Source organism: Planctomycetaceae bacterium, assembly GCA_041398825.1.
Lineage (GTDB): Bacteria > Planctomycetota > Planctomycetia > Planctomycetales > Planctomycetaceae > F1-80-MAGs062.
The window spans coordinates 1-13,836 of sequence record JAWKTX010000005.1 but is presented as its reverse complement, the minus strand read 5'-3'; the positions used below and the strand labels follow the sequence as shown (position 1 = coordinate 13,836).

Sequence of the window (13,836 nt, the reverse complement as noted above, 5' to 3'; positions counted from 1 at the left end):
TGAAATGGTGGCTCATATGAACGCCTTCCAACGGAATCTGCAATCTCTGGCGACATTGTTTGCACTTGTCGCAAGCACCATGCCTGTATTGGCTTCGGATGTCATTCCTGGTGCGCCGCAGAAGAAACCGATCGCTCTGATCAATGGTGTTATCCATACAATTGTCGGGACCCCCATCGAAGGAGGCATCGTTTTTGAAAACGGGCGGATCACGGAGATTGGCACAACGCCGGATGTTCCGGCTGATGCGGAAGTCATTGATTTGAAGGGCCGGCATGTCTATCCCAGCCTGATTGAATCGCATTCGCAACTTGGCCTGACGGAATTCGGGGCAGTGCGAGCCACGCACGACTACGCCGAGGCTGGTCGGATCAATCCCAACGTCACCGCCAACGTTGCCGTCAATCCCGACAGCGAGCTGATACCTGTGACTCGGTCCAATGGCGTCCTCATTGCACTGAGCGCGCCTTCGAGCGGCCTGGTCAGTGGGAAAGCGTCGGTGCTGCAGCTGGATGGCTGGACGTATGAAGATCTTACCCTGAAAGCAAACGCGGCGATGGTGGTGAACTGGCCTCGTATGGGGTCGTCAAGATCATCACGAAGCAACTCCGACGAATCGCCGCTGAAAGAGCTCAAAGATCTGTTTGAGGATGCCCGCGCGTGGAAAAAAGCCAGGCTGGCTGGATCCGATAGTCAGGCCTACGACATTCGGCTGGAAGCGATGGAGCCTGTTCTGGACCGAAGTATCCCAATGCTGGTCTCTGCAAATCGAGCACTGGAGATTCAGTCGGCCGTGGCGTTTGCGGTCGCAGAAAACGTTCGACTCATCATCTTTGGCGGGGCGGATGCAGAGCAGTGTGCGGAACTACTCAAACAGCACGATGTGCCCGTGATTATTGATGCCGTTCATCGCAATCCCATGCGTCGGCACGAAGACTATGACGATGCTTACACTCTTCCCGCAAGACTGCAGAAAGCCGGAGTTCGATTCTGCATTTCTGGTTCAGGACGTTCCGAAACCTGGAACACACGGAACCTGGCTTATCACGCCGCCACTGCGTCGGCGTACGGTTTGTCTTACGAAGATGCCGTCCGCTCAGTCACCATCTGGCCGGCTGAAATCCTTGAAGTTGCGGACCGTGTCGGATCCCTGGAGAAAGGCAAAGATGCAACGCTGTTCGTCAGCGATGGCGATCCGCTGGAAACCGAAACACAGGTTAGCATGGCCTGGGTACAGGGGCGAAAAGTGGATCTCAATGATCGACACAAACAGCTGTACCAGAAATACAGCGAAAAATACCGCCAGTTAAAGAACGCCGGTCATTAAGCCGTTGTCTTTGTAAGACAAGTCTGATGGCTTCTGCTGAATTATCATCTGAACAGTGATCAGGAATTCCCGGGGTCGCTGGCCCAGCATTTGCCGCACCTGAGGAGATCCTTTCGGTGCATGTGTGTCCGGCAGTCCCGAAGAACGTCAGACGTTCACCCGAGTCTATTCGCCTGGTGAATCTTTGCCTGTGAATCACTGCTCGGTGGATGACTGCCCGGTGGATCACTGCCCTTCCCACTAAACCGGCTGACTCCGCCTGGTGGTCGTTGTTGTCAGAGCTGTGGCACGAAGGTCATCGACATTCGTGCATCCAATTCGGCCGTAGCATTAAAGCCTGAGTATCATGCTAACAGCCTGTTGAAGTACGGGACTGGCTCGAGCAGGAGACCTGAAAACACGATGGCCTCCAGTCCTGCTGCGAGCCTGTCCTGATTTTCAGCGGACAGCTAAGCGGCTTCAACAGCATGAGTTCGCATTCCGACAACGCGTGAGTAGACGGAGTAAAAGACCGGCACAAGCACCAGCACAAGAATCGTTGATGTCATTAGTCCGAAGCAGAGACTGGTCGCCATGGGAATGACCAATTGGGCCTGAAACGACGTCTCCGAAAGAATGGGTGCTAATCCGGCAACTGTTGTCAGTGACGTCAGCAGCACTGGACGAAACCGTCTTTGGCCCGCTTCGACGACGGCTGTGTGAACAGGAACGCCGGAACGTACCAGCGAGTTGATGAAGTCGACCAGAACGATGGAATCATTCACCACGACCCCACTCAGCGCGACGAGTCCGAGCACGCTGAACAGAGTGAGAGGCAGCCCCATGACAGCGTGACCAACAATCGCACCGACGATGCCGAACGGGATAACCGCCATCACGACCAGGGGCTGAATGTATGAAGTGAATTCCACCGTCAGTAAAACAAACATCGCGATCAGAGCGATCACAAACCCCAGCCCCAGACTCTGGACGGATTCCGTATCCTGTTCCTGCTGGCCCTCCCAGCGAACGCGTATGTGAGGGTATTTTTTCAGCAACGCGGGCATGAATGCGTTGGACCCGGCTTCAGCATCATTTGCCAACGGATCGCCGTCAGTCTCTCCGGCACGGTCCTTGTTTGCTGCCTTGGATTCACCACCAGCTCCGTTTTGCAGGTCATTGATGATGAGTTTTGCGTTCGCTTTCTTCTCGTCGATATCGCACGAGATTGTGATTGATCGCCGCTGATCGATTCGATTGATCTCCGAATAGCCTCGAGTCACCTCGACATCGGCAAGTTCGGTGATTGGCCGCTGGATACCGCTTCCGTCATCCACGCGAATGTCCGAGAACTTTGCCAGCGATTTGCGATCTTCCTCGGGGTAGCGCACCATGAGTTTCACTTCATGCCGCCCCCGTTGTAACCGCATGACCTCTTCGCCGTAGTAGGATGCCCGGACGGTACGGGCGATGCTTTCCAGCGGGACGCCCATGGCCACTGCACCGGGTTTTTCTCGCAGCTGCAACTCCCATTTCCCCGGACGCGAATCGTCCTCAACATCGAAAACTCCCGGATAGGTTCGAAGCTTCAATTTGGCTTCTTCCACGGCAGCTTCCAGTTCTTCCATATGTGTTGCCGGTGCCATTAGTTTGAATTCGATGGGTTTACCGCCCGGCCCACGAGCCTGCGAACCAAACGTGAGGGTCTCCACACCAGCGATCGGCCCGACCATTTTCCGCCATTCGTTGACAATCTCTTCGCTGGTCTGCTGGCGTTCTGCTCCGTCGACCAGCTGGACATGCACCGAGCCGACATGGCTTCCCTCAGTTACCTGACCAGCTCCGGGGCCAACCTGTTCTTTCAGGTAACCGACCATTCGATGCATCGCTTTTGCAATCGGCTGTCCATCTGCCGCGTGCTTTGCGTTGAGGTCCAGCATCGCCTGCTCAATCCGGCGCGTTGCTTCATCAGCAAAACGGCTGGGCGTACCATCAGGAAATACCACTTTGCCGATCACTTCAGGAGCATCCAGCTTCGGGAAGAAGATGCTCGGCACGGTGCCGTTGATCACCAGTGTTGCACTCAGCATCAGAAGAGATATCGCACTGCTGATGGTGATACCAGGGTTGTTGACACTGAAACGAACCAGCGGCGTGTAGATCAGCCGAATAAAGCTGTCCAGGACTACGTTCGTGAACTGATTCAGCCCGGCTGTCAGAAAAAATGGTTTGCCGGGAGAATGTGCCAGGTGACAGGGCAGAATGAACGTTGCTTCCAGAAGCGATATTACCAGGATGGCAATCACTGCCAGCGGCATCACCGCAAAAAACTTGCCCATGATGCCGGTCACAAAAAACATCGGCATAAATGCGAACACGGTCGTCACAATTGATGTTGTCACGGATGGCACAACTTCAATAGTGCCATCGATGGCCGCCTGCATGGCTGACTTGCCCATCTGTCGATGCGAATAGATATTCTCGCCAATCACAATGGCATCATCCACCACGATGCCAAGCGCGATGAGAAAGGAGAACAGGGACAACATGTTAAGCGTCTGGTCAAACTGCCACAGGACCGCGCAGGCGCCGAGCAGTGAAATGGGGATACCCAGTGCGACCCAGAAGGCCAGGCGAAATTCCAGAAACAACGCCAGAATGACAAAGACAAGAATCAGCCCCTGTAACCCATTGCGACGAAGCAGATCCAGCCGATCTCGAACTTCTACAGAGCTGTCGCCCCACGTCGTCAGACTGTATCCGTCCGGCAGTTTCTTATTACGAACATAGTCCTTGACCGCGTCCGCCATGGACAAAAGGTCTTCCTGAGCGGATGCGCTCACATCGATGGCCAGACCAGGTTTGCCATCGATGCGGCTGATGGATGTGGTGTCGATAAACTCGTCCTTCACCACACCAAGGTCGGCCACGGTTAAGACAACTCCATCGGGGCGGGTAATCAGCGGAATCGATTTGATCTGTTCGCCGAGAACGCGTTTATCCTTACCGCGCAACAGATAGGTTTCACCGCGATCCCGAAGAGTTCCTCCAGGCAGTTCCAGATTGCGAATTCGGAGGCGACGGGCGACGTCTGTCAGGGTCAGGCCATATTCCCGCAGTGTCTTTTCCGGAATCTCCACATCAATCTGATACTTCCTCTCTCCAACGATGTCCGCCTGCGAAATCTGTTGGATCAGCAGTAAGTCGTCGCGCACCTGTTCGGCAACTTCCCGCAGTTGAAGTTCCGCATCGACCGCTTCGGATTCATTCTGAATGAGCCCGACCGTAATGGCCTTGTTGCGCAGGGTCACCTGCTGTACGTCGGGTTCTTCGGCCAGATCCGGAAAGCTCGGGATGCGATCGATCTGCGACTGGACTTCGCTCAGTACTCGCTGAACGCTTGGGACGTCCGTTCGTACTTCGATGACGACATTGCCAGCTCCTTCTGCGGCAACAGAAGTCACCTTCTTGATTCCATCAACCGAACGGATGGCTTCTTCGATCTTTTGACAGATGCCGCTTTCAACTTCGTCAGGACTGGCTCCCGGATAGGGTACCGAAACCAGAATACGTTCGATTTCAAACTGAGGAAAGACTTCCCTGCGAAGCGACACGGCGGCCAGCAGACCAACGGCCAGCACAGCCAGCATGATTGTGTTCATTGCCGGAGTCTGTCGAATCGCCCAGCGAACAAGACTGTTGATCATCGAACCACCTCCTGAACCGGCATTCCGTCTTTCACGGAAGGAAGCGGAGATACGATAATACGGTCGCCCGGATTCACAGCTTCGCCCTGTTGCAGAATCAATGCGACGTCATCCGCCACATTGACCAGGCGAATGGGCGTGATGTGCAGCTTGTTATCCCGAACGACCCACAATAGTTCTCCCGGACGGATCGCTTCCGCAGGAATCTGGAGCAAGGGTGTCGGGGATGAAACAGGAATTCGAACGGTCACGTACATGCCGCTTAAGAGTGTTGGGGGTGAAACGGCGGCTCCGCCGAGACTGTCTTCAACACGAGTCTTTGTTGGTTCGTCCACAAGAATTCGACAGGGGAACATGCGCGTCTGTCGATCCATCCCCGTACCTTCGTAGCGGGACAGGACACCGTCCCAGATGGTTTCTGCGCCCTGAAACTCAAAGATCACTTCGCAGGGAACCTGTGGGGCCGCGAAGGGATCCGGTCCGGACGTGGTCGGATCGGTGATTGTGCTCTGCTGCCAGATCCAGGCAACCTCTTCTGCCTGAAGGCTGCATTTCACTTCCATTCGTTCGGAATCACTGATGTGTACCAGAAGGTCACCGGGTTTGACATAGTCACCTTCTTCCACCACGTCGTCCACAATGCGCCCGGAAATCGGGGCCAGTACCCTGCATCGTTTCAGATCTGTCTTTGCACGAGCCAGTTCGGCTGTGACAAGTTCGACAGCTGCCGCGCGTGTCTTCTTTTGCTGCTCGAGTGTTGTTAACTGGTTGACCTGTGTCTGCATTGCATTGCGTGCCACCAGTTCGTTTCTGATGGCGACATCCACTTCGTTTTCTGTTGTTGCACCCCGGTCGAACAATGATCGAAGTCGTTTCAGCTGACCCGACTGCACACGCACGTCTTCTTCTGTAAGTTGCTTCAGGCTTCGTGTATTGGCGATATCAACATCGATAGCATTCAATTCCTCCTGCGCCTGCAGCAGACGGGCGGTAAGGCGATTAATTTCCAGTTCGTAGTTCAGCGGGTCGATCTCGAATAAGAGCGTTCCTTCAGGCACAAATGTACCACTGCGAGTGGTTTCTGGTTTCGCCAGAATGCGCCCCGTCACTTCTGCACCGACCGTCAGTACACGGTATGTGGCGGCTTCGCCGTCTGTGGTGATGTCAAATGGGGCGTCCCAGAGTCTCGCCTCCTGCGTCATCACGTCCACCGGTGTATTTGCGCCATCCTGCTTTGAATTGTCAGATGGCACGACAGGCGGCTTCCCGAATACCTTGAAGCCGGCAATCCCGAGCCCCAGTATCAAGACTGCGCCGATGACGTTGACCACGATCGAAATTCGTGACATTTCTACCTGCCTGAAACTCTGTGTTTTTCCGAACGGGAAATCGGGTGACTGGAAACGGACGGAGAGGTGACGGCTAGCCCCTGAAGAAAATTCCTGACGAGCAGTCGCACATACTGCCGACGCGAATGTCCGGTGGGATGCTGACCAAGAATGTCTGTCAGCATCGTAGGCCCATGAAGTGCACTTAAAAGCATCATCGATGTGGCCTGGTAGTCCATCGTCTGAAGAAGACCTCTGGCAGAGCAGCGTTCCAGCCATCCCGCCAGCGTCCGAATGCTGACTAAAGGAGGCGGTTCGCTGTATCCGGAAATCACCTGAGCCAGATCAATCTGACTCCAGCGAAGCACCGCCATTCGTCGAGCGAGATCATCGAAATACACGGCGATCTGCTCCAGAAGTCCAGCGAGCTGTTTGTCCACCGGACGATCGTCAGGACCCGCTTCCGCCACGGGAACCCATGGAGCTCGAGCTGGCGGACGCATGGCGGCAATCAGGAGATCGGTCTTCGTCCCGAATCGTTTCAACAAAGCCTGGGCCGAAACACCCAGCCTTTCGGCAATCACATCCGTCGAAACCGCTGCGCCGTGTTCGAGATAACACTCTCGGGCAGTTTCGATGATTTGCTCGTTGCTGATTGTCTGTGGTCGCGCCATAAGAACTGGTGATTGATGGGCCGAAGCACGGAGCCATTCATTAGTTGGGCGATGGTAACTAACTCGGGATACGCCGGGCAACAGGCGTCTTCGCAGGGAACCGGATCGTGCCGGGGTTGGGAATTCCCGGGCGGATGCTGCGGGTGTTCACTTAACTTAACAGCCTGTTGAACAACGGGACTGGCTCGTGCGGGAAACCTTAAAACACGACGATTTCCAGTCGCCCTGCGTGTCTGTCCGGGTTTTTCAACGCGCAGTTCAACCACGGATGAACAATCTGAATGTCTTTCCTGACAAAATGTCAGAAAACAGTTTGAAAACTGACAGGTTGTCAATAAGGTGTTTTCATGGAAACACTGTCACCGAAACAACAGGAAATACGCGACCGCGAGCAGCGTATTCTGCAGTTGAGCCGAAAGCTGGTTCTTTCCGGCGGATATCACGGGTTAAGCCTGGATTCGCTGGCCACCGAACTGGGTGTCTCTCGCGGTACCATTTACAACCACTTCAAATGCAAAGTAGACATCATTCTTGCGTTGCTGGTGGAGACCATGGATATCCGTCGCGCGATGTTTCAGCGAGCGGCTGCCTGGAGGGCAGCGACGCGCGAGCGACTGGCCGCGATTGGTGTCGCGGCGGAGATGTTCGTACGTCTTTACCCAGATCACTTTCGGGTGGAACATATCGTTAAGTCCGATTCGATCTGGGAGAAGACCAGCCCGGACCGCAGGTCATTGGTCAAAGGCTGCCAGATGCAGTGCGTAGGCATCGTTGCTGGTGTCGTTCGGGATGGCATTGCGAATGGCCATGTGACGTTGCCCGACGGAATGGCCCCGGAAGATCTGGTGTTCGGTCTCTGGTCGATGACAGAAGGTGCCTATGCAATTATCGCCACAAGCGAAGCGATTGCTGAACTGGGTATCCGGGAACCTTTCCAGGCCATTCGCCGTAACATTCATAGTCTGATTGACGGCTTTGGCTGGACGCCACTTTCTTCCAGTCACGACTATGAATCTACTGCCCGACAAATTCTGAAAGACGTCTTTGCCGAGGAGTTTCGCCGTCTGAAACAGAAGTGGTGATCGGACGCTGAATTCTTCCGGACCGTACCCATTAATTGCTGGCGGGTTGTCAATAATGAAGCCGTTTCTCAAACTCCTGGCCCTTGCTGTTGCCGTTGCAGGCGGGCTGTTCGCGTGGTCGTCGCGGTTCGACGGCATGGAAGCAGCGCTGCCGGGAAGATCGAGCGTCTCAGGGGAATCCATCGCGCCGGACTCGCCGGGCATCACTGATTCTCCCGGAGTGACTGAGATGCCTGTCGAAGTCGATACGCTTCGGCATGTGACTCAGGCATCCCGACAACTGGTCTTCACGGGAACTCTGAGAGCAGCGCGTCGATCCGGTTTGGGGTTCGAACGATCGGGGCGACTGGAACAGGTATTTGTCGACGAAGGAGAATCTCTCAGGAAAGGCGAGCCAATTGCGAACCTGGACCAGCGGCAACTGCAGATTCAGATTCGTGAGACACAGGCAAGGCTTGCCCAGCAACAGGCGGTGCTCGATGAGCTGACGGCGGGACCGCGCAAGGAAACGATCGAGGCAGCGGCCGCTGAACTGGACGCTTTGAAGGCGGAAGCTGAACTTCGACAGCTGACGCTGACACGAACTCAGGAATTGTCGAAGCGCGATGCGGCTGCCAGGCAGAATGTCGATGATGCCTTGTTCGGGTGGAAAATGATGGCAGCAAAACGAGACTCCGCTGCTCGCAGGCTGGAGGAACTCACCGCAGGAACTCGGGCGGAACAAATTGCGGGCCAGCAGGCATCCGTTCAGATTCTCGAATCGCAGCTGGAACGACTGCGTCTGGAAGAAAAAGACAGCACTCTGTTGGCTCCATTTGATGGCATTGTCGTTCAGCGACTGGCCGACGAAGGCACCATGCTGACTGCTCAACAGTCCGTGATCGAATTGCTGGAAACCGGCAGGATGGAAGCGCATATCGGAATACCCACGGCTGTCGTTCCGGTTGTTCGGGCCAGTGAATACCTGGTGCTTTCTGTCGATGGTCGAGATCTCACCGGAAACCTCCGACAGGTGCTGCCTCAGGTGGATCCGACCACACGAACTCAGTCTGCAATTATTGACCTGCGCGGTGAAAATGCATTTCTTGCTGACGGACAGATAGTGAAATTGCGGTTGAGCGAGTCCATGGATACGGATGGATATCGAGTCCCCGTGTCAGCTCTCTCATCGGGTTCAAAAGGGCTTTGGTCTCTTGCAGTGGTCGAAACCACGGAGGAGGGCCGCGAAATTGTCCGACTGCGGCCCGTGGAAGTTGTCCTGACGGAGGGCGAAACAGTGGTCGTTCGCGGAGCAGTCGACGGTGGTGAAAGATTTGTTCGTCAGGGTGCCCATCGATTAACCGACGGACAACGCATCCACCAGATCCGAACGCTGGAATCATCGGACGAGTCGGCTCAGGCCGCCGAAATGGATCTGCCATGAGAAGGCTGTCTGTCACATTCTACGAGAACCCCCGGTTGACAGTTCTGGCGATCGGTTTGCTCGTTGTTGCGGGACTCTCCAGCTTCGCGGTGCTTCCCCGAATGGAAGATCCGTTGCTCACTCCTCGCGCAGCACTCGTGTTGACGCATCTGGCAGGTGCCGATGCTGAACAGGTGGAGGCTCTGGTCACCGACCCGATCGAAGATGAGTTGCGTGAGATTCCGGAAATCAAAGAACTGCGTTCGGAATCCCGCGCGGGAATGTCCACCATCACTGTGGAACTTCGGGACGATGTCTATGGTGTTACAGCTCCGCAGGTGTGGTCGCGCGTCCGCGATCGATTGGCGGACGCGGAAGCACGACTTCCAGTCCATGCCTCACGGCCCCGTTTTGAAGAACTGGAAGTGACGGCCTACACGCGGCTGATCGCCATCGTGTGGGATGGACCGCTGGATTCGCAGGACGATGCACCCGAGGGAAGCCCATCCCTGTCCACTGTTCTGCCTGCAGAGAATTCAGGCGAAGCGAATAGTGAAACGGGATCTTATGAACGCGTCCGGCAGGTCCGGCATCTGGGTTTGCTGCGTCGGGTGGCCGAGGATCTGCGGGATCAGTTGCTTGCTGTGCCGGGAACGAAGGATGTCGATATGCTCGGCGACCCCCGTGAAGAAATTGCCGTCGAGATCGCGCCTTCGACGCTGGCATCCCTCGGGCTAACGGCTTCCCGGCTGTCACAGATTATCACCAACAGTGATGCGCGGGTTTCTGCCGGTCAGTTACGCAGCGATGCACAGAATCTGCAGATCGAGGTGTCTGGTGAGCTCGATGGCATTGCAGAGATCAGTCAGATCCCTGTTGCCGTCGGAGATCAGGGCCAGGTCGTTCGACTTTCGGATATTGCAGGTATTCGTCGGGCCATTCTGGATCCGCCCGACAACCTGGCAATTGTCGAAGGGCGCCCCGCGGTTGTTCTGGCGTGTTTGATTCGGCCCAGCCAGCGCGTGGATGTCTGGTCCGCAGCATCAGAACGAGTCGTTCGGCAGTTCGCAGATCACCTGTCCGGAGACGTGCGGCTGGTGGAGATCTTCAATCAGAACATCTACGTGCAGGATCGCCTGGAAACTTTGCTCTGGAATTTGATGGTCGGCGTCATCTCTGTCATCGCGGTCGTCTGGTGGCTGATGGGCTGGCGCAGCGCAATCATCGTGGGTTCAGCACTACCGCTGAGTTCATTTATGGTACTGGCCGGGATGCGGTGGATGAACATCCCCATTCATCAAATGTCAGTCACAGGACTGATTATCGCGCTGGGATTGCTGATTGATAACGCGATTGTTCTGGTGGACGAAGTGCATCACCGTCGCCGCGACGGGATGAACATGACCACAGCGATCGAGCAGACGATCAGGAATCTTGCTGTGCCTTTGTTCGGGTCAACGCTGACAACAGCGCTGGCATTTGCACCGATCGCGCTGATGCCTGGTCCCGCCGGCGAATTTGTCAGCTCCATTTCGATTAATGTGATCATGGCGATATTTAGTTCACTGCTATTGTCACTGACAATTGTGCCGGCGTTGACGGGCTTTCTGGATCGCAGGTCGTATGCCGTTCAACCCGGGCAGGGCGCACATGTCAGGCCTGAAACTCCACTTCAACGGCACTGGTATTCTGATGGATGGAGGAGTGCCTGGCTTACATCGGCCTATGAGCGATTCCTGAAATTCGTCCTGCAGCGTCCCTGGCTTGGTGTGCTGGGAGGAATGGTCTTTCCTGTGCTGGGTTTCATTCAGGCAGGACTGCTGCCGGAACAGTTCTTTCCGCCTGCCGATCGAAATCAGGTCTCCATTGAAATCGAATTACCGGCGCAGTCTTCTTTGAACGCGACGCTTGCCATTGCACAACGGGTTCGCACGGAACTTCTGCAGCGGCCAGAGGTGGAACAGGTTGCGTGGTTTCTTGGACGCAGTGCACCGCCATTTTATTACAACCAGCTTCCATCAACGCGAGGAATGCCGAGATACGGGCAGGCTCTGGTGCAGCTGAAGACCAGCGAAGGAGTGGCGAGTATTGTGCAGTCGCTGCAGCGCGATCTGGATCGTACGTTTTCGGGAGTCCGTGTTCTGGTTCGCCAGCTCGAACAGGGCCCGCCTTTTATTGCGCCCATCGAAGTACGAGTCAAAGGGCCGGATCTGGACAAGCTCGCCACGATTGCGGCTTCAGTGCGATCCATTCTTGTTCAGGTCCCGCAGGTGACCCACGTACGCACAGAAGCCTCGGAGCTTACGGCAGCCTTGACTCTGCAGATCGATGAAGATGAAGCCCGAGTCGCCGGGCTGGACCACCATGCCATTTCCGAACAAATATCCGCAACGCTGGAAGGAGCTGTCGGAGGATTGATTCTGGAAGGAACAGAAGAGCTGCCCCTTCGAGTTCGGGTGGCTGATGAGGGTCGAGACAGCGTTTCTGATTTGCAAAGCCTGACCGTGTTATCGCCATCAGTGTTATCGACCTCAGCCCTGGCATCGCCGGGCCGTCCGGGAGGCCGTTTCCTCGGCATCCCTGTACGTTCGCTGGGGGAACCTCAGTTGCGAAGTGAAGTGACTTCTGTCACGCGACTGAACCGAAGGCGCATCAATGAGGTTCAGGGTTTCATTCAGGCAGGAGTATTGCCGGCCGTTGTGTTGGGGGAATTTCAACGGCGTCTTTCAGCGGCTGATCTGCAACTTCCTGCGGGATATGAAATTGAATTCGGAGGTGAAGCTGCTGAGCGAAATGATGCCGTGGGAAATCTGATGGCCAGTGTGGGGATTCTGGCTGTCACGATGGTCGCGACACTGGTCTTGTCGTTTGGGTCATTTCGCATGGCAAGCATCATTGGCATGGTCGCGTTTCTGTCGATAGGACTGGGCCTGGGATCGCTCTGGCTTTGGGGCTGGCCGTTTGGTTTCATGGCAATCATCGGGACAATGGGATTGATAGGTGTGGCCATCAATGATTCCATTGTCGTGCTTGCAGGGATTAACGCAGATGTGGATGCTGCGTCGGGCGATCACGATGCCATCAGAGCAGTTGTGATGCGATGTACGCGCCATGTGATCGCCACTTCGCTGACGACCATCGCCGGGTTCCTTCCGCTGTGGATTGGGGGAGGTCGGTTCTGGCCGCCTTTGGCCGTCACAATTGCCGGTGGAGTTGGCGGGGCGACGTTGCTGGCCATCTTCTTTGTTCCCAGCATGTTTCTGTGCCTGAACAAATTCCGACGAATCGCTCTATCCGCAGCTGATCCTGATACGCAGCTTGCTGCTGCACCATCGTTGTGAATGAGAGCCTGTTTCAAGGAAGATGAGCGAGATTTCTGTGTCCTCGCCGCGCATGAAAACGGCCGAGTAGTTCGTGAGAACGTCTCGACCGTTGTTCAGTTGTGTCTGCAGGGAATGCCGACAGATTATTTCTTCGCGGGCTTTGCCTTTGCGGCAGCTGGCTTCGCCTTGGTTGACTTAGCTGCGGTGGCTTTTGCGGCTGGCTTCGCCTTAGTTGCCTTAGCGGCAGCTGGCTTGGCTTTGGTTGACTTAGCTGCAGTTGCCTTCGCAGCTGGCTTAGCCTTTGTAGTTTTTGCGGCAGCTGGCTTGGCTTTGGTTGACTTAGCGGCAGTTGCTTTGGCAGGGGTTGCCTTTGCGGCTGGCTTCGTCGACTTGGCAGCTCCGGCCTTTGCCTTTGGTGACTTTGTTGCCGTTGCCTTTGCAGCTGGCTTTGCCTTGGTTGCTGACTTAGCTGCGGTGCTCTTTGCGGCCATTCCCAATTTCCTCCGTGGGGGAGATGAATGACACCTTGAGTTTTGGGCGGTGGGTCTATCGGTGTCGTTATAAACACCCGCCGGTGTAGAAATCGGGAGCAGAGGCGATCTGGAAAATCTATCTCCGACTCCGTTGAGTTGATTTATAGATCACTTCCGGCGAATGCGTCAAGCGGAAATCCTTGCAGGGCAATGGCTTCGCGAAATCGGAATCTTGGTAAGTTTGATCTGTACACAATTTTCAAAATTCGGCTGTTCTCTGTTGACCTGCTTTTCCTGCTGATTAGGGTGATATTTCCTGATGGTGTGCACTATTTACTCGATTACTACTTACTTGCATTGCTTTGTTCACGCTTTAGCTGGCGGCCTGAAAAAGGGGACCGGCTCGAGCAGGAGACCTTAAGACTCGACGGTTTCCGGCCGTCCGTCCTGCCTGTCCCGGTTTCTCAACGGACAGCTTAGAGGCGCCAATAGTGGTTCGATGTGAATTCAGGTGGCAGCGTCCGCGAGCAGATCGCAGACA

8 protein-coding genes are annotated in these 13,836 nt (G+C 55.4%); 5 read left to right on the top strand and 3 right to left on the bottom strand.

Features of this window, described 5'->3' with window-relative positions; genetic code table 11:
- Positions 1-16: 16 nt before the first annotated feature.
- A complete protein-coding gene (locus R3C20_10505; GenBank protein MEZ6040928.1) occupies positions 17-1,327 on the top strand; it encodes an amidohydrolase family protein in 1,311 nt (436 codons plus the stop codon).
- A 449-nt stretch (positions 1,328-1,776) separates the two neighbouring features.
- Here R3C20_10505 and R3C20_10500 read toward each other — a convergent pair whose 3' ends face one another.
- From R3C20_10500 to R3C20_10490, 3 genes are read right to left on the bottom strand one after another with little or no spacing between them, the layout of a single operon-like run.
- On the bottom strand, positions 1,777-5,013 hold the full coding sequence (locus tag R3C20_10500; GenBank protein MEZ6040927.1) for an efflux RND transporter permease subunit: 3,237 nt from the start codon (positions 5,011-5,013) through the stop codon (positions 1,777-1,779).
- Complete coding sequence (locus R3C20_10495) at positions 5,010-6,362, bottom strand: HlyD family efflux transporter periplasmic adaptor subunit (protein MEZ6040926.1); 1,353 nt, start codon at positions 6,360-6,362, stop codon at positions 5,010-5,012. The genes R3C20_10500 and R3C20_10495 overlap by 4 nt, the downstream gene beginning before the upstream one ends.
- 2 nt (positions 6,363-6,364) lie before the next feature.
- Positions 6,365-7,015 (bottom strand): TetR/AcrR family transcriptional regulator, encoded by a 651-nt coding sequence (locus R3C20_10490; protein MEZ6040925.1) that lies wholly within the window; start codon positions 7,013-7,015, stop codon positions 6,365-6,367.
- Positions 7,016-7,362: 347 nt separating this feature from the next.
- Between R3C20_10490 and R3C20_10485 the strand changes: the two genes are divergently transcribed.
- From R3C20_10485 to R3C20_10470, 4 genes are read left to right on the top strand one after another with little or no spacing between them, the layout of a single operon-like run.
- Positions 7,363-8,097 (top strand): TetR/AcrR family transcriptional regulator, encoded by a 735-nt coding sequence (locus R3C20_10485; protein MEZ6040924.1) that lies wholly within the window; start codon positions 7,363-7,365, stop codon positions 8,095-8,097.
- A gap of 55 nt (positions 8,098-8,152) precedes the next feature.
- Entirely contained in the window at positions 8,153-9,520 is a 1,368-nt protein-coding gene (locus R3C20_10480) for an efflux RND transporter periplasmic adaptor subunit (protein ID MEZ6040923.1), read from the top strand.
- On the top strand, positions 9,517-12,840 hold the full coding sequence (locus tag R3C20_10475) for an efflux RND transporter permease subunit (protein MEZ6040922.1): 3,324 nt from the start codon (positions 9,517-9,519) through the stop codon (positions 12,838-12,840). Before R3C20_10480 ends, R3C20_10475 begins: the two co-directional genes overlap by 4 nt.
- Positions 12,841-13,344 (top strand): hypothetical protein, encoded by a 504-nt coding sequence (locus tag R3C20_10470; protein MEZ6040921.1) that lies wholly within the window; start codon positions 12,841-12,843, stop codon positions 13,342-13,344.
- Positions 13,345-13,836: the final 492 nt, after the last annotated feature.

Coding starts and splice junctions, on each gene's coding strand:
- R3C20_10505 (MEZ6040928.1), top strand. CDS start 17: ATGAACGCCTTCCAACGGAATCTGCAATCTCTGGCGACATTGTTTGCA.
- R3C20_10500 (MEZ6040927.1), bottom strand. CDS start 5,013: ATGATCAACAGTCTTGTTCGCTGGGCGATTCGACAGACTCCGGCAATG.
- R3C20_10495 (MEZ6040926.1), bottom strand. CDS start 6,362: ATGTCACGAATTTCGATCGTGGTCAACGTCATCGGCGCAGTCTTGATA.
- R3C20_10490 (MEZ6040925.1), bottom strand. CDS start 7,015: ATGGCGCGACCACAGACAATCAGCAACGAGCAAATCATCGAAACTGCC.
- R3C20_10485 (MEZ6040924.1), top strand. CDS start 7,363: ATGGAAACACTGTCACCGAAACAACAGGAAATACGCGACCGCGAGCAG.
- R3C20_10480 (MEZ6040923.1), top strand. CDS start 8,153: ATGAAGCCGTTTCTCAAACTCCTGGCCCTTGCTGTTGCCGTTGCAGGC.
- R3C20_10475 (MEZ6040922.1), top strand. CDS start 9,517: ATGAGAAGGCTGTCTGTCACATTCTACGAGAACCCCCGGTTGACAGTT.
- R3C20_10470 (MEZ6040921.1), top strand. CDS start 12,841: ATGAGAGCCTGTTTCAAGGAAGATGAGCGAGATTTCTGTGTCCTCGCC.